At 73.0% G+C, this 15,647-nt stretch carries 10 protein-coding genes; 5 read left to right on the top strand and 5 right to left on the bottom strand.

Going from position 1 to position 15,647, the window contains the following annotated elements:
- Positions 1–139: 139 nt before the first annotated feature.
- Positions 140–1,987, bottom strand: coding sequence for an HAD family hydrolase (locus tag C5508_RS08655; RefSeq protein WP_232797011.1), 1,848 nt, complete (start codon positions 1,985–1,987; stop codon positions 140–142).
- A gap of 230 nt (positions 1,988–2,217) precedes the next feature.
- Here C5508_RS08655 and C5508_RS19520 point away from each other — a divergent pair, with 230 nt between their 5' ends.
- Positions 2,218–3,003 carry a hypothetical protein gene (locus tag C5508_RS19520; protein WP_157944041.1) on the top strand — a complete coding sequence of 262 codons (786 nt, stop codon included), beginning with the start codon at positions 2,218–2,220 and terminating at the stop codon, positions 3,001–3,003.
- Positions 3,004–3,086: 83 nt separating this feature from the next.
- Complete coding sequence (locus C5508_RS08640; RefSeq protein ID WP_104524540.1) at positions 3,087–4,001, top strand: hypothetical protein; 915 nt, start codon at positions 3,087–3,089, stop codon at positions 3,999–4,001.
- Positions 4,002–4,268: 267 nt separating this feature from the next.
- Here the strand turns inward: C5508_RS08640 and C5508_RS08630 are convergent, their stop codons facing one another.
- From C5508_RS08630 to C5508_RS19515, 3 genes are all read right to left on the bottom strand, one after another.
- A complete protein-coding gene (locus C5508_RS08630; RefSeq protein ID WP_104524538.1) occupies positions 4,269–5,498 on the bottom strand; it encodes an MFS transporter in 1,230 nt (409 codons plus the stop codon).
- A gap of 116 nt (positions 5,499–5,614) precedes the next feature.
- A complete protein-coding gene (locus C5508_RS08625; protein WP_157944040.1) occupies positions 5,615–7,369 on the bottom strand; it encodes a putative bifunctional diguanylate cyclase/phosphodiesterase in 1,755 nt (584 codons plus the stop codon).
- A gap of 49 nt (positions 7,370–7,418) precedes the next feature.
- Positions 7,419–8,555, bottom strand: coding sequence for a hypothetical protein (locus C5508_RS19515; protein ID WP_157944039.1), 1,137 nt, complete (start codon positions 8,553–8,555; stop codon positions 7,419–7,421).
- A 153-nt stretch (positions 8,556–8,708) separates the two neighbouring features.
- Here C5508_RS19515 and C5508_RS19285 point away from each other — a divergent pair, with 153 nt between their 5' ends.
- From C5508_RS19285 to C5508_RS08610, 3 genes are all read left to right on the top strand, one after another.
- Positions 8,709–9,509: a DUF4839 domain-containing protein gene (locus C5508_RS19285; RefSeq protein WP_113684648.1), complete on the top strand. Its 801-nt coding sequence runs from the start codon at positions 8,709–8,711 to the stop codon at positions 9,507–9,509.
- A gap of 115 nt (positions 9,510–9,624) precedes the next feature.
- Positions 9,625–13,194, top strand: coding sequence for a TM0106 family RecB-like putative nuclease (locus C5508_RS08615; RefSeq protein WP_104524535.1), 3,570 nt, complete (start codon positions 9,625–9,627; stop codon positions 13,192–13,194).
- 143 nt (positions 13,195–13,337) lie between these two features.
- Positions 13,338–13,826, top strand: coding sequence for a hypothetical protein (locus tag C5508_RS08610; protein WP_157944038.1), 489 nt, complete (start codon positions 13,338–13,340; stop codon positions 13,824–13,826).
- Between the two features lie 6 nt (positions 13,827–13,832).
- Here the strand turns inward: C5508_RS08610 and C5508_RS08605 are convergent, their stop codons facing one another.
- Positions 13,833–15,617: a DUF2075 domain-containing protein gene (locus tag C5508_RS08605; protein ID WP_104524533.1), complete on the bottom strand. Its 1,785-nt coding sequence runs from the start codon at positions 15,615–15,617 to the stop codon at positions 13,833–13,835.
- Positions 15,618–15,647 lie beyond the last annotated feature (30 nt).

Raw genomic sequence — 15,647 nt, 5'->3', positions numbered from 1 at the left:
TGATTGTACAAGTTATCTTCACTTTCTGTCGTTTAATGCTCACATCTGACTCTGTGTTTTTCTGTCAGATCTTTGTAGTTTTTGATTTCAACGACTATGATTTCCTTTTTTTTTATATTGATACAGCGTACATCGATACTTACCCTTCTCTCTTCCTCGGCAGCGTCAGATGTTTCTTAGATACAGCCTCCGGCCTCGCCGACGCCTGCCTGGTCGCCCGCGCGTCCGCGGCGGCGGCGACGACCAGGCAGGCGTCGGCGAGGCCGGAGGAGGTGATCAGGTCCGCGCCCCAGGCCGGGGCCCGGCCGTCGAGGACCGGGGCCACCGCGATGTCGGCGGCGAGCAGGGCGTGGCCGTCGACGGCCGACACCAGCAGCACGCCGTGCCCGTCCTCCTGCAACTGCCGGACCGTTTCGACGAGCGGCTCGCCGGCGGGGGCGACGTCGTCGGCCAGACCGGCGATTTCGGCGGTGCCCACGTGCCGGGAGAGGACGAGGTGCAGGCCGGCGTCGGTGGCGGCCGAGAGCAGCGCCTCGGCGTGCGGGTCGAGTTCGGCGGCGACGGTCACGGTGCCCACCCGGCGCCGGCCCGACAGTAGGGAGCGGACCTCGCCGCCAGGGACGTCGTCCGTCGTCCGCGGTGGCCCGAGCCGCACGCCGTCGTCGCCGCTCCCGGTGAGCAGGCGCGTGGCCGCCGTCCAGACGGCGGCGTCGTCCCACCCGTCCGCCTCGGCGGTGGCCTCGGCCACCACCGGTGGGCCGGTGCACAGCGCAGCGCCGTCGACGACGACGGTGTCGACGCGGTCGAGCCGGCGGAAGGCGGAGCCGTCCATCGGGAGGACCCCGCGCCGGGACAGCAGCAGGCCGAGGGTGGCGGCGAAGGACTCCCGGCCCAGGACGGCGGCCTTGGGGGTGAGCGCCTTCATGAAGTCGGCGGAGCGGCCGGGGCGGCGGGTGAGCGCGAGCAGGCCGAGGGCGGCGGCGAGCTCGGTGGGGTCGAGGCGGGCGCGGTAGGTCTCGACGGGGCCTTTCGGGAACTCACCGGGCCGCGGTCCGGGGAGCGCCAGCGGCTCGGCGTCGTCGTCCGGTTCGGGCCGGCACAGTTCGCGCTCGCGGCGGCGCCACACCTGGCGCCGCGCGCGCACCTCGAGGGCCCGCTGGATCGCGGCGGCGGCGTTGAGCGCCGGCACGGTGGGGCTCTGGGTGAGGGAGTGCAGCAGCGCGCCGGTGCCCTCGAACGCCAGCTCGGTGCCGACCGGGCCGATGCGGTCGGTGACCGCCCGCTTGAGCCACCGCTGGGTGTCGAGGAGGGCCATGAGCAGGGTGGCGTGCCGGGTGAGGGCGGGGATCGGCAGCACCTTGCCGACGGCGGCCACTCCGACGGCGGCGGTGTCGACGGCGGCGGCGGCGAGGGCGGCCAGAAGAGGTTCGAGGTCGGCCGGGTGGTCGGGGCGCTGGGGGAAGACGCTCCTGCCGCCGCGGGCCTGTTCGATGTCGGTGACGACCCCGACGACGTCCTCGATGCCGACGCGGCGCGCGTCGACGGCGACCAGCACCCGGCCGACGACGTCGTTGACCGTCGCCCACTCGACGCCCTCGAGCCGCTCCAGGTGCCTTCTGAGTGACTGCGTGGCGCCCGGGGTCCCGTCGTCGGCGGCGAACTCGATCTGCAGGTGGTCACGGTCGCGCCACACTCGCCGGGTGTGCCGGGCGGCGGGCGGCTCGACCATGCCTCTGGCTGCGTCCAGCAGGTCGTGCAGGTGGCCGTTGGGCAGCGGGTCGGACCCGGTCACGAGGGTGCCGACGGCCCGGGTGCCGGAAACGGCCGCGCGCTTGGCCACGTGGAGGGATCCGCTCACCGCCCGGGTCGCCGTCCCACCGACGAGGCCGGCGCCGACCAGCACCGGGACGGCAGCCAGCGCGGCGGTGTCGGTGGACAGGCGGGCGACCTCGTGCGCGGCGGCGCCGAGTCGGCGGAGCAGAGCCATGACACCCCCGTATGACGATGGTCACTGGAGACGGTACGTCGTCGGGGCGACTGTGCGACAAGGCTCCGCGGCCCATCTGCGTCGCCCGCGCTCCGCGTCCGACCCTCACGCCGGGTGACCGGATCGAGCCTTCTCACACCTGATCGAGCGACGCGGTTCAGCTGGCGGACCTCGGGGAGCGGCCCTTCACTGGTTGTGAGAAGCCGATCACCGGCGGTGGAGGAGGCGTGATGGCCAGGACCATGCTGGCTCCCCTTCGCCGTCCGTGCGGGTCGGCGATGGCTCGGCGCGCGCTCGTGCTGGCCGGCCTCGGCGCCGGGCTCTGGCTGGCCGGCTCGGCCACCTCGTCGGCCGCAGCCGCGGACGATGCGCCACCGCCTCTGGCCCCGGTGGTGGCTCCGGTGCAGGGCGTCGCTGACGGGGCCGGGAACCTGCTGTCCCCGGTCCCCACGGCGGTCGCGCCAGTCCTGGAGGCGGTCGAGGTGACGGAGACGCTCGTCGTTCCCGTCGTCGACGTCGTGGAGCCCGTAGTGGCACCGGTGGCCACCGCTCTCTCGCCGGTCCTGGAGCCGGTGCTGGCGCCGGTGGTGCGGCCCGTCGCGGATGTGGTCGTGGACCCGGTGCGTGTCGCGACCGGTGAGCCGGTGCCCAGTGAGCCGGCGCCGTCGACGACGGACGGGCCGCTCGCCGGCCCGGCTCCCGCCTCCGTTCTCGCCGACCCCGGCTCCGCAGCGGGTGCTCCTTCCGGCGTCGTCGCCGAGGGCCACGGCGCCGGTTCCACCGCCGCGCCGGTTCCCTTTCCGGGCGAGCACGGTGTGCCGGTGCACGGACCGGCCGTGCCGCCCGGTGCGCCGTCACCGACGTCGCTCAGCGGACCGTCGTCCCCCGACCAGCCGGTGGCCGACCTGCCGGCGGCGACGTCTCCCGCCGGCTTCACGGCGCTGGGCGCCGCAGTCGACGACGCGCGCGACGCCGCGGCCGACCGCGCGTTCGACCCCGCCTTCGCTCCCGACTGAGAAGGCCCTGGTCAGCCCGGTGCTGACCGCGGCTCTACCGCCGGTCCGACCGGACCGGTCCCTCAGTCAGGAAGGCACCTTTCATGAACGTGTGGATGAAGCGCGGGCTGCAGACGGCCCTGTTCACCGGCGGTCTGCTCGCCGCCGGCACGGGCCTCGCGTCCGCCGACGACAGCGCGGTCGCGGTGACCGCCCCGGTCACCGTCACCGACAACGCACTCGCGCTGCTGGGCACCGCACCCGGGGACACACCGGCCGAGATCCGACTGCCGGCACTCAGCGGCACCCTGGCCGCTGACCTCGGGAGCGTCGCGGTCGCCGTCCCGGTCAGCATCGGCGGCAACGCCACCGACGTCGGCGGGCTGAACGTCGCCCAGCCCCCGGCTGAGCCGCCGTCCGGTGGCTCCACCGGCTCGGCGGTCGACGCCGACGTGCCGGTGACCGTGACCGGCAACGCGGTCGCGGTCCTCGGCACCGCCACCGCCGACGGTGGCGCGTCCGGTGGTCCGTCGGCGGGCTCGGGTGGGGGCACCGCGTCCCTCCTCGACGTCGACGCCCCCGTGCTGGTGTGCGGCAACGCCCTCGGCGTCCTCGGCGATGCGAGCGCGGACTGCACCGCCTCGGCGTTGCAGTCCGGCGCGGATGCTCCGGGCACGGGCGTCGGCATTGATGCGCCGATCACCGTCTGCGGCACCGCCGTCGGCGTCCTGGGCGATGCGAGCGCCACGTGCACCGGACCGGCTACGCCGGGCACCCAGGTCCCGACGTCCGGGCTGCCGGGCGCTTCCCCGGGCATGGTTCCCACGGGGGCTCCGGTGTCGTTCCGCGACGGCCTGAGCGACGGCGGGACGGTGTTCGGGAGGACTGCCGGCACCGACGGGACGCTCGCCTACACCGGCACTGCCATCATCTGGGCGCTGCTCGGTGGGTTGCTGGCGTTCGCTCTGGGCCTCGGGCTGACGGTGCTCAGCCGCCGCCGGGCCGACGGCCTCTGCTGAGCCGGTGAACGACGGGCCCGGCCATCTCGGTGGCCGGGCCCGTCGGGCGCGCGGGGGCCTTGGCCTGCTCGCGCCGGGCCTCCCTCACCCGTGAGTCGGTGCGGACGGCGTCGAGCCGGCTCGTGCCGGTCCGCCGGTCGCTCAGCATGCTGTTGACCTGCGCTGGGTCGATGCGGCGCCAGGTGGCGCGGGCGCAGGAGGTTCGCGACCGCGGCAGCACGCCGGGTCGTCGGCTCAGGACGTACCGGTCGTGCTCGCCGGCTCAGCTCAGGCGGGGACGAGCTCCCGCTCCTCGGTCCGGCGCCGGGCCGAGAGGATGTGGGCGACGGCGGCGGCGACCACGATGCTCGCGCAGACGGCAGGGGCGGCGAGCGCGGTGCTGGCGCCCAGGCGGTCGACGACGAGGCCGGTGACGGCCGAGGTGACGGCCTGGCCGACGACGACCGCGGAGCCGAGCATCGTCATGGTGGTCGCCGAGCGGCCGGTGGGGCTCAGCTGCGCGGCGAGGCTGTAGAGGGTGACCAGCGTCGGGCCGATTCCCAGCCCGAGGATCGCGAGCGCGATCACCAGGCCGGTCACGCTCCGGGCGCAGGCGAAGGCGATCGCGGCGGCGAGCAGCAGCGAGCCGAAGGTCAGCCAGCGGGCCCGGAGGGTGAATCGGGTCGGCAGGACGGCCGAACCCAGGGCGAGCGCGGCCGAGCCGATGCCCATGACGCCGTACAGCAGACCGGCCTGGTCGCCGTCGCCGTCGGCGGCGAGGAAGCCGGTGAGGCTCGTCAGCGTGGCGCCGAAGAAGAATCCGACGCCGAGCGTGCCGACGACGACGGTCATCAGCGGGAAGCGGAGCAGCTCGCGGACGGCGGCCGGTTCGACCGGTGTGGCGTCGGTGCCCGGGTCGACCTGGCCGGTGTAGTGGAGGGCGAACGCGGTGACGAAGACGAAGGTGAGCGCGGAGGCGCCGGCGATGGCCACCCACGGGGCGATCGCGCTGGCGAGCAGGCCGACGAGGAACGGGCCGACGATGAACACCGTCTCGTCGGCCGCGGACTCGTAGGCCATGGTTCCGGAGAGGGTCTTCTCGCGGTGGTCGGGGTCCACCCAGCGATTGATGAGAGCGACCAGGCGGGTGCGGGAGAGCGGTGCGACCTGCGGTGCGCTGGCGCCGATGAGGACCGACAGCGCGAGGACGACGACGTCGGCCGCGGAGCTGGAGACGACGACGACGAAGGCGGCCAGCAGGGTGGCGTTGAGCAGGCCGACCGGGACGAGCACCCGGCGCTGGCCCCACCGGTCGACGGCGGCGCCGAGCAGCGGGCCGGCGAGGGCGGTGCCGAGGCCGGCGGCGGCGGAGTTGAGGCCGCCGAGGGTCACCGAGCCGCGTTCGGCGACGACGAGCGTCAGCACGCCGACCACCATCATCGCGAACGGCAGCCGCGCGATGAACGCGAGCGGGAAGTAGGAGAGTCCGGCGTGCCGGAGAACGGGGGACTGCGTCATGACCTCGTGCGTCTGCGGATCGGGCGTGCCGCCTTGATCCGCCGGCCGGGCCGACAGCAGGTAGTTACACGGAACGTTCAGGAACGGCGGCCAGCGTACCGCCGCGGCCGGGTGGGTCAGCGGGACGACGCCGCGATGCGGTCGGAGCGGTCGAGGAGCTCGACGACGTCGGGCAGCGGTGCCGGTCGGCCGTACAGCCAGCCCTGACCGAAGCTGCAGCCGATCGTCCGGAGGAGGGCGTCCTGCTCCGGGGTCTCCACTCCTTCGGCGACGACGTCCAACCCGAGCACGTCGGCCATCCCGACGATGCTGCGCAGCATCGTGGCGCGGCGCGTCGAGCTGGTGATGGTGGCGATGAACGACGAGTCGAGCTTGAGGATGACGGCGGGCAGGGTGTCCAGCCGGCTGAGCGAGGAGTAGCCGGTGCCGAAGTCGTCGATGGCGACGCCGAGGCCCAGCGCGCGCAGCTCGTGCAGCGCGGCCACCGCGGTGGAGGACTCCGCCTCCACCAGGCTCTCGGTCACCTCGATGACGGTCTCGGCGGCCGGCCAGCCGGTCTCGGCGAGGACGGCACGGACCCGCTCGGGGAAGGTGGGGTCGGCCAGCTGGCGGCCGGACACGTTGATGCCGACGCGCAGCCGACGTCCCGTCGCGGCGTGCAGGGCGGCGAGCTCGGCGCAGGCGGTCCGGAACACGTGCTCGCCCAGCCGCGGCATCAGGCCGGACTGCTCGGCGACGGCGATGAACTCCACCGGCGACACCGGGCCCCGCTCGGGGTGCGTCCAGCGGGCCAGCGCCTCGACGCCGACGACCCGGTCGGCGCGCATGTCGAGGATCGGCTGGAAGTGCACGGTGATGGAGCCGGCGTCGAGGGCCGCGGCGAGGTCGGTGGCCAGCGTGGAGGCAGCACCGCCGTCGAGCTCGCACCGCCCGCGGCCGGTCGCCTTGGCGGTGTAGAGGGCCAGGTCGGCGCGGCGCATCAGCTGCGCGGCGCTCTCGCCGGGCTGGTGCTCGGCGACCCCGCAGGACATGCCGACATCGGGATACTGGTCGCGGATCCGGCGCACCAGGTCGAGTGCGGCCGGACCGGCCATGCCGGGCAGCAGCAGGGCGAACTCGTCGCCGCCGTGCCGGGCGAGCACGGCCGTCGCGGGCAGGTCCTTGCGCCACACCTTGGCCACCTGGCGCAGCACCCGGTCACCGGCGTCGTGGCCCTGGGAGTCGTTGATGGCCTTGAAGTGGTCGAGGTCCAGGAGCGCGGCCGACATCGGCTCGCCGGTGCGCGAGACCGCCCGCATTCCCTCGTGCAGCGCGTGGTCGAAGCCGCGCCGGTTCGCAAGCCCCGTGAGCGGGTCTCGACTGGCGCTGGACGCGCGCAGCACGAGCCCGCGGGTGACCACGCTCAGCCCGACGATCATCGCGTCGATCGACAGGGCGGTGAGCAGTGAGACGTCGCCGCGCACCAGCAGCCCGGCGGTGAGCCCGCCCAGGGCCAGGGTCAGGTGGACGACGGCGAGCGGCAGGCTGAAGAAGAAGCAGGCGGCCATGGCGAGGAAGGTGGTGAGGGCCCCGACCGACACGGCCGTCGCCGCGTCCGGGCTCTGCACCACGCCGGCTCCGATGAGCACGGTTCCCAGCAGCACCGCTCCGTGGAAGGCGGGCCGCGGCCACCGCGCTCCCCAGCGGAAGGTGACCGCGCCGGCGGCCAGCGCGGTCAGCGCGAGTGCACCCAGCGCCGCTCGGTCCCACCACGGGCCGTCGGCGCCCAGGGCGGCGAGCAGGGCTGAGCCGCCGCCGAAGACGTACTGGGTGGCGAGCGCCTGGGTCATCACCCGCTGCGTGGCGACCTCGGGAACGCCGGACCACTTCATAGGGACCGGATCGTCCGTTTGTGTCCCGCTGTGAACCGGGTCTCCCCCCTCAGGGGGAGATGCGGGGTGCCGCGTCCGGAACATCCGGGTCATTTCCGTCCGATTCCCGAAGCGCGGCGAGAAATGCGTCCGTGGCGGCATCGATCGCGGCCAGTGCCGTCGCTGTGAGCTCCGGGCGGAGGCCGCGTTCGGCGTGCCCGAAGCGGACCAGGTCGCGGAGCAGCTCCGGTGCCCGCTCGAGGTGCGGCGTCGTGCGGTCCAGGAACCAGAGCTCGGGGTTCAGCAGCCGGTGGACGTTGTGCGGGCTCCACACCAGCGGATCGCCCGCGCCGTTGCCGCTGGCCGACGTCAGGACGTCGTCGACGAGCGCCCGGAGCCGGGCGTCCGACCAGGCCGGCCCGAAGGGGCTGGCGAGGAAGCGCTCGGTGATCTCCTCGAGCTCGTCGTCGGACAGCTCTCCGAGCCCGGACGCCTCTCCGCCGGGTGGCAGCAGGGACACGAGCCACTCGACCAGCGGACGTCGTTCGGTCCAGTCCTCGTAGCCGCCGGTGCCAGGCCCCAGATCCAGCTCGCGGAGGGCGTCCTCGATCCGGGCACGGGCGTCGGCGGGCGGGAGATCGCGCACCCGGGTGTCCGGGCCGGCGTCCTCGAGCAGCAGGGGGACGACCTCCTCCAGCGGGGACTCCACGACGTACCCCTCCGCGGCGAAGGCGCCCAGCTCGTTGTCGACGAGGACGACGGCGGTGAGCGGGAAGCCGCCCGGGGTGGTGGCGCCCACCACCAGTTGGTCGGCGTCCCGGTACACGGTGGTGATCTCGACGGCGCGGCCGACCGGCTCGGTGCGGTGCAGCTCGGCGAGCCAGCGGGGGAGCACCTGACCGCGGTCGGCGATCTCACGGAGCACCCGCCGGCGGAGGTCGGCGTCGCCGGCGAGGGTGGCGATCGCGAGCAGGGCGGCCGACGTCTCGGGCAGGTCGAACTCGGACAGGCTCTGGACCAGCACGGCGACGGGTGGTGCCTCCTCGCCGATGGTGGTGCTGAGCAGCAGCGCCGCGGTGGCGAGCAGCGGACCGGGCGTCGGGCTGTCGAGCGCCGCGCGCAGCGCGTCCAGGAGCTCCTGCTCTGGGGACCTGGCAGGCCCACTCGTGCGCCGTCGCGGGGGGCGCTTCTTCCTACTCTTCGCCATGACCGGCAGAGCGTAGGCGGCGTCGGGCGGGCCGTGACACCCGTGGGGAGCGCAGCGGTTGCTGCTCCTGCCGTTGCCTCCGGGGAGGATGTGGCACTACGTCGGCCGAGCGGCACCGCCGGTGGATGGTTCGACGTGCTTACGGTCCCCGCCGTGGTCGACGACGCGCAGTACGAGTTCACGTCCGTGCAGGCAGTACGCGGCACCGAGGCGAGGACCGTCGCGAAGTGGGAGAAGGACGGCTGGGAGCTCGACCGCCGGGACCAGGGACTGCTGCGGACGGAGCTGGTCTTCCGCCGCGTCAAGCCCGCGACGTTCGGCGCCTCCGTCCTGGCGGCCCTCCGTCGGCTCTCGCCGACGGCGCAGCGGAGTCTGCTCGCGGTCGCCGGCGTGCTGGTCGTGCTCGCGGTCGCCGGCGGGGTCATCGATGGGACACGCGGTGGCGGTGGCGACGCTGAGCCGGCCGCCTCCTCCACCGAGACCAGCGCCGAGCCGAGTGCGGCGTCTCCCGCGACGCAGGAGCCGGCAGCGACCAGCTCGGCAGCCCCCAAGGCGCCGGTCGCCGACGAGGTCCTGACCGTGGAGAACAACGAGGACCTGGCCGCTCTGCTGGCGATCACCGACCCGAGCCTGCCCGCGGTGGGGCAATTCGCCGCCGAGTATCGAGGCCGGACCATCGAGTTCGACGGAAACATCGCCACGATGAACAACCACGGCACCTACGCGACGCGGTACGACATCCTGATCGGCGCTGGCGACTACTCCGAGGCCTCCTCGGCCGGACCGAACTTCCAGTTCCGCGACGTCAACATCACCAGCGACCTGCACCTGACCGGAACGGTCCCGGACACCATCGGCATCGGCGACAACCTGCGCGTCGTCGCTCGGGTCGGCGACTACAACAGCACCCAGGAGCTCTTCTTCCTCGAGCCGGTCTCCACCGAGGTGCGGTAGCCGCTCGTTCCCCCTTTCTGGTGACGAACCGCGGAACCTGTCAGTACCGTCCGCTCTCATCCCCGTCGAGGCAGCACGCGGGCCTCCGGAACCAACGACGACGGAGGCAGCCGGCATGAACCAGGCCGATGGCGGGATGCGCTACTCGGCGACGGACCTGCTCACCTGGCACGGCTGTGCACACGCCTCCCGGCTGGACGCGCTGGCGCTGAGCGACGCCTCGCTGGCCGAGTGGCTGGCGGCGCGGAAGCGGGCACGCGACGAGGCGATCGCGTCGGGCGCGGACTTCCCGGAGCCGGCGAACGACCGCGGGGACGAGCACGAGCGGGCCATGCGCGACAAGCTCGTCGCCGAGGGTCTCGACGTCGTGGAGATCCCGCGGCCGTCTGGTCCGAACGGTCTGGTGGAGGCTGCCCGCGCCACGGAGCAGGCGCTTCACGACGGTGCCGACGTCGTCTACCAAGCGGCGCTGTTCGACGAGCCGTGGTTCGGCTACGCCGACTTCCTGGTGCGGGTGGACGGCGTGCCGAGCCGCTTCGGCGACTGGGCCTACGAGGTGCGCGACACGAAGCTCGCCCGCAAGCCCTCGGCGAACGCGCTGGTGCAGATGGCGCACTACGGGTCGATGCTCGAGCAGCTGCAGGGCTGCCCGCCGCCGCGGCTGGTCGTGTGGCTGGGCACCGGCGAGGAGTTCACCTGGGCCTACGAGGACGCCGTTCCGTACCTGGCGGAGCTGCGCGAGCGGTTCCTCGCCTTCCACCGGAACCCGGTCGAGACGGTGGCCGGCCCGGTCGACGCGTGCGGCCTCTGCCGGTGGGCGGAGCGCTGCGAGGAGGAGTGGGGCCCGGACGACCTGCGGCACGTGCACCGGCTGTCCCGCTGGCAGCGGACGCTGCTGATGGAGCAGGGGATCGCGACAGTGCAGGCGCTGGCTTCGGCGTCCGACGACGACCGGCCGGCCGACATCGGCCCGGTCACCTTCGAGCGGCTGCGCGCCCAGGCGGCGGCGCAGGCGGGATGGGAGGCGTTCGCGCTGGTGCGACCCCAGCCTCGACGGACCGGCATCGCCGGGACGCCGGCGCCGGACCCGCTCGATATCTACTTCGACCTCGAGGGCGACCCGTACGCCGCGATCCCGACGCTGGACTACCTCTGGGCGTACTGCGACGTCGACGGCGCGTACTTCTCCCAGTGGGCGCACGACGCCGAGGGCGAGCGGGCGGCGTTCCTCTGGTTCCTGAGCGAGCTGCGTCGCCGCGAGGAGCTCGGCGGCAACTGGCGGGTCTACCACTACAACTCCTACGAGGTCACCTCGATGGAGCGGATCGCCGCCGCCTGGCCTTTTCCGGACGAGCGTGACCGGCTGGTCGCCGAGGTGGAGCACTTCGTCACCACCCGGTTCGACGACCTCTACCGCCGGGTCGAGGCGGGGCTGCGCACCCAGGACGGCAGCACGTCGCTGAAGATCGTCGAGAAGCTCGCCGGGTACGACCGCACGGCCGAGGCGGCCGCCGTCGGCAAGGCCGACGACAGCATCAAGGCCTACGAGGCGTACCTGACGTCGTCGGACGACGACGCCCGGGCGGCGCTGCTGGAGGGCATCCGGGCCTACAACCAGCACGACGTGAAGGCGACGCGCGCGGTGCACCTGTGGCTGCGCTCGCTGACCGACGAACTGGACGACGCCGACCTGCTGGACGAGCCGGGCGACGACTACACGCCGCCGGACGCCGTCCTGCTGCGCGCTGCCCGCACCGAGGAGCTGCAGTCGCGACTGCTGGTGGCCGCTGGTGCGGGTCCGTTGGCGTCGGGGCTCTCGGCTCCGGGGGCGGAGATGCTTTCCGAGATGCTCGAGTGGCACCGGCGCGAGTTCGTCGTCGCCTACCAGGACCACCTGCGGCTGCAGGCGTGGGCGGCGGAGCACGACGGCGCAGCCGGGGAGCCGGAGATCGCTCGTGAGTGGGTGGAGCTCAACGGTGCGCCGGTCGAGGAGACGCGGATCCGGCGCGGCACCGAGCACGAATCGTGCCTACTCGACGTGGCGCTGGAGTTGGTGCACCCGCCGAAGACACAGCGGAAGAACGAGGCGCTGGTGCGCGAGTACCGCGCCGCACCGGGCGCCTGGAAGCTGCGCGCCGGTGCGGACGTCGTCGAGGTCGTGCCGGCTGGGCAGGACCGTCCGCCGCTGAAGGCGACGCTGATCGACCACGACCCGACGACGGGCTGGTTCTCCTTCAAGAAGCAGCAGGTGCCGGCCGAGCTGGGGCCGCTGGTCGCGACGCCGTTCAACGGGCCGGAGACGGTCTGGGAGTCGCTGATGCGGCTGGGCGAGGCAGCGCTGGTGGCCGAGCCGCCGCTTCCGGCGTCGACCGGGCTGCGGTTGCTCGACCGTGCCGCTCCGCTGCCGGCCCCGGCCATGGCCGTGCGGGCGGGCGAGGAGGCGGCCGACCGGGCGCGCCGGCTGCTGGAGGATCTGACGGCCGGGGTGCTCCCGGTGCAGGGCCCGCCCGGCACCGGGAAGACGTGGCTGGCGGCGCGGCTGGTGCTCGACGAGGTGGCTCGGGTGGGGGCTGACGGGTCGTCCGCCTCGATCGGGGTGGTGGCCAACTCGCACAAGGTGATCGACCACCTGCTGGAGGGCGTGGCGTCCCTCGCTGCTTCGCAGGGTCTGGATGTGGCGGTCGGGCACGTCGGAAAGCCGGACGAGGTCACCGGCGCGGGAGTCGCAGTCGTCTCCGGTGGCGGTGGGAAGTTGCGGCCGTGGCTGGACGACCACCGCGCGGCCGGTCGGCCGGCGGTCGTGGGCGCGACCAAGTTCGGCTGGGCGCGACCGGATACGGCCGGCGCGCTGCATCTGCTGGTGGTGGACGAGGCCGGGCAGCTGTCGCTGGCCGACGCGGTTGCGGTGGCGCAGGCGTCGCAGCGGGTGGTGGCGTTGGGGGATCCGCAGCAGCTGGCGTCGCCGATCCAGGCGAGTCACAGCGAGGCCGTGCGGGTGTCGCTGCTGGAGCACCTGGCGCGGGGGAGTGCGGTGCTGCCGGCGGAGGCGGGGGTGTTCCTCGACGTCTCGCGGCGGATGCACCCGGCGGTGTGCGAGGTGGTGGGGGCGCTGGCGTACGACGGGGCGCTGCAGGCGCACGAGACTGCGTCGGCGCGGTCGATCTCGGGGCCGGACGTCGTGGTCGGTGGCCACCGGATCCCGCTGACGCCCGGGGTGGTGTGGCTGCCCACCCAGGCGACGGAGGAGCAGCAGGCGGCACTGGTGACCGAGCTCGTGGGGGAGCTGGTGCGGCGGGCGTCGGTGACCGTGGACGGGCTGGCGGAGCGTCTGAAGGCCGATGACGTGCTGGTGGTGGCGCCGCACAACGCGCACGTGAATCGGATCCGGGCGGCGCTGGGCGGTAGTGACCGGGTGGGGACGGTGGACAAGTTCCAGGGGCGCGAGGGCCACGTGGTGGTGTTCGCGCAGGGAAGGCCGGCGGAGAAGCCGGGCGACGTGCCGTTCCTCTACGAGATCAACCGGATCAACGTGGCGCTCTCGCGGGCCCGGCTGATGGCGATCGTCGTGGCGCATCCGGACGCGGTGTTCCCGCCGGTGTCGCAGCCGGAGCACCTCAAGCTGGCCAGCCGCTTCGCGCGAGCGGTCAGGGAACGGCGCGCCGCAACGTTGCAGGAGGAGAACTGATGGCAGTGGACGACCTCGATCCGGTGGACGCGTCGCGTCCTGAGGACGTTGGAACCTGGGGCAGGCCGCCGGAGACCCGGCTGTTGACGGGCGACGAGAGCATCGACGGCGCAGGGACCGTTCGGGACTTCTGGGCATGGAGCATGTCCGACCTTCGCGCCAACACCGTGCGCTCGATGCTCGCCGAGTACCTGGTGGCCCGGGCACTCGGCGCCGCGCACCGGCCCCGGATCGAGTGGGACGCCTACGACATAGTGACCCCCGAAGGCCTCAAGCTGGAGGTGAAGTCCGGCGCCTACCTGCAGGCGTGGGAGCAGTCCCGGCTCTCCATGGTCACCTTCAGCGGGCTCCGCGCCCGGACGTGGTCGTCAGCCGAGGGTTACAGCGAGGCGGAGTCGTACAACGCGGACGGTTACGTCTTCGCCGTCCTGACGGCGAAAGACCACGCCTCCTACGACGCGCTCGATGTCGACCAGTGGTCGTTCTGGGTGCTGCCTCGAGACGTACTGGCGAAGACGGGGCAGCGCAGCATCCGGCTCTCGCGCGTCGAGAAGCTGGCGGAGAGCGGGCCGGTGACGTACGTCCAGCTGGCGCAGCGGGTCAGCGACGTCGTCGTCCGTCAGGAGACCTGACCCCCCTCAGCCGACGAGGCGCTCCAGGAAGTGTTGTGTCTCTGCGTCCGTCGAGTGCAGGTACACGCCGCGCAGCCCGCGGGTGAGCAGCACCTTGTAGACGTTGCGCACGAGCAGATCAAAGTCGGCGTCGCCGACCTTCTTCGTGTTGCGGAAGTCGGGGTCACGATTGGCGCTGCGAACGGCGACCCACCGGTCGCCGCGCCAGACCAGGTCCGGCCCGAGCAGGACACCGTTCCACTCGTACTCGAACCCCTGAGCGGTGTAGACGCAGCCGACCTGGCCGAACCCGCGGTCGTCACTGGCCCACAGGGCGGCGGGCGGCGCTCCGCCGACGGAACGGTCGCCCTTGAGGTTCCACGGCCGCGACCAGTCGCCGATCTGCACGTCCGGCACCAGCGACCCGTCGGCGCGCGGGTCGCTCCACGTCCAGCAGTAGCCGGCGGCCATGCGCGCGTTCTGATGAGCAGCCAGCTTCTCGGCCAGCAGCGTCTCCATCGCCGAGGGCGACGGCGCCGTGCGCACCTCGAAGCGTTCGTCGCCGGCCCACGGAACCGGACCACCCGGAGCCAGACCCAGCAGCCGTTCCACCCACTCGATGTACTCGCCGCTGCCACCGCTGCGGTACTGGGTCGACAGGTCGATCTGGTGGACGTCGAGGCCGCGCTCGCGGGCGTGCTTCTCGATGTCCTCGACGGTCCCCATCTCGCCCGGGCGTACGACCTGGTTCTGGTCGAGCAGGAAGACCGGCACCCGCGCGGCGTCGATCAGCTCGTCGATCTGCCGCTTGTCGGTGCGTTGCTCGGCCTTTGTCCACCGGTTGGCCGAGGTCTCGCGCAGTCGGTGCGCTTCGTCGGCGATGAGCACGTCGAGGCCGTTGCGGTCGGCGTCCATGAACTGGTTGAAGTACCGGAACAGGGCGGCCGTCCGGGGCGCCCGGTGGCCGGCCACCCGGCGCAGCGTCTGGGTGAAGGAGCGCGAGCCGGTGGCGTGGGCGACGCGGATGCCGCGGCGTCCGAGCTCGCCGAGCAGCGACAGCGCGATGACGCTCTTCCCGCTCCCGGGGCCGCCGGAGACGATGACGACGCTCTTGTGGTCACCGTGCCGGGCCTTCTCCACCTCGTGGAGGACCAGGTCGAAGGCGACCCGCTGCTCGTCGAGGAGCACGAACTGCTCCCGGGTGCGCAGCTCCTCCGCGGCGACCGCGAGCAGCTGCTTGCTCGGGGCGACGGACGAACGGAGCAGACGGTCGGCGTGGATGGAGGCGTTGGCGGGGGACAGGCGGCTGCGCAGGAAGGCGTGGAAGTCGCCGCGGTCCTGACCGGTGAAGAAGCGGCCCAGCTCGTCCTGCGGGTAGTTGCGCAAGGCGGCGACGCCGTCGTCCGTTGCGTTGTGCAGGTAGGCGGCGCCGGCGAGAACATCCCGCGTTCCTTCCAGCACGCCGAGGAAGTCGAGCAGGTACTCGCCATAGCCGCGGACCTGCGCGACCGGGTGGAGCACCGGACGGCTTCCGTAGCTCGGCTGGAGCACGAGCTCGGGGTCGCCCTCGAAGAGCGAGGCCTTGGTCCACTGCTTCAGCTCGACGACGATGTACGACGGACCGCCGCGGGAAGGGTGCTCGCCCGCAAGCACGACGTCGACCCGCTTGCTGGACAGCGGCAGCTGGTACTCGACGAGCACTTCGACGTCGTCCAGACCCGCCTGCTCGAGGTCGGCCGCGAGGGCAGCGAGGCTCGCGTCCCAGGAGCGCACCTCGGCTGCGCCGGCCGAGCGGCTCAGGCGGTGCGACATCTGGTTCGCCAGTGTGGAACCGAGGCGGCC

This window comes from Blastococcus atacamensis, assembly GCF_002938425.1.
GTDB classification, from domain to species: domain Bacteria; phylum Actinomycetota; class Actinomycetes; order Mycobacteriales; family Geodermatophilaceae; genus Blastococcus; species Blastococcus atacamensis.
The sequence above is the reverse complement of the archived record's forward strand: the minus strand, read 5'-3'. Positions and strand labels throughout refer to the sequence as shown.

What these genes read in the sequence shown, in the direction of transcription:
- C5508_RS08655 (WP_232797011.1), bottom strand. Translation starts at nt 1,987, where the DNA reads ATGGCTCTGCTCCGCCGACTCGGCGCCGCCGCGCACGAGGTCGCCCGC.
- C5508_RS19520 (WP_157944041.1), top strand. Translation starts at nt 2,218, where the DNA reads ATGGCCAGGACCATGCTGGCTCCCCTTCGCCGTCCGTGCGGGTCGGCG.
- C5508_RS08640 (WP_104524540.1), top strand. Translation starts at nt 3,087, where the DNA reads ATGAACGTGTGGATGAAGCGCGGGCTGCAGACGGCCCTGTTCACCGGC.
- C5508_RS08630 (WP_104524538.1), bottom strand. Translation starts at nt 5,498, where the DNA reads ATGACGCAGTCCCCCGTTCTCCGGCACGCCGGACTCTCCTACTTCCCG.
- C5508_RS08625 (WP_157944040.1), bottom strand. Translation starts at nt 7,369, where the DNA reads ATGAAGTGGTCCGGCGTTCCCGAGGTCGCCACGCAGCGGGTGATGACC.
- C5508_RS19515 (WP_157944039.1), bottom strand. Translation starts at nt 8,555, where the DNA reads ATGGCGAAGAGTAGGAAGAAGCGCCCCCCGCGACGGCGCACGAGTGGG.
- C5508_RS08615 (WP_104524535.1), top strand. Translation starts at nt 9,625, where the DNA reads ATGAACCAGGCCGATGGCGGGATGCGCTACTCGGCGACGGACCTGCTC.
- C5508_RS08610 (WP_157944038.1), top strand. Translation starts at nt 13,338, where the DNA reads ATGTCCGACCTTCGCGCCAACACCGTGCGCTCGATGCTCGCCGAGTAC.
- C5508_RS08605 (WP_104524533.1), bottom strand. Translation starts at nt 15,617, where the DNA reads ATGTCGCACCGCCTGAGCCGCTCGGCCGGCGCAGCCGAGGTGCGCTCC.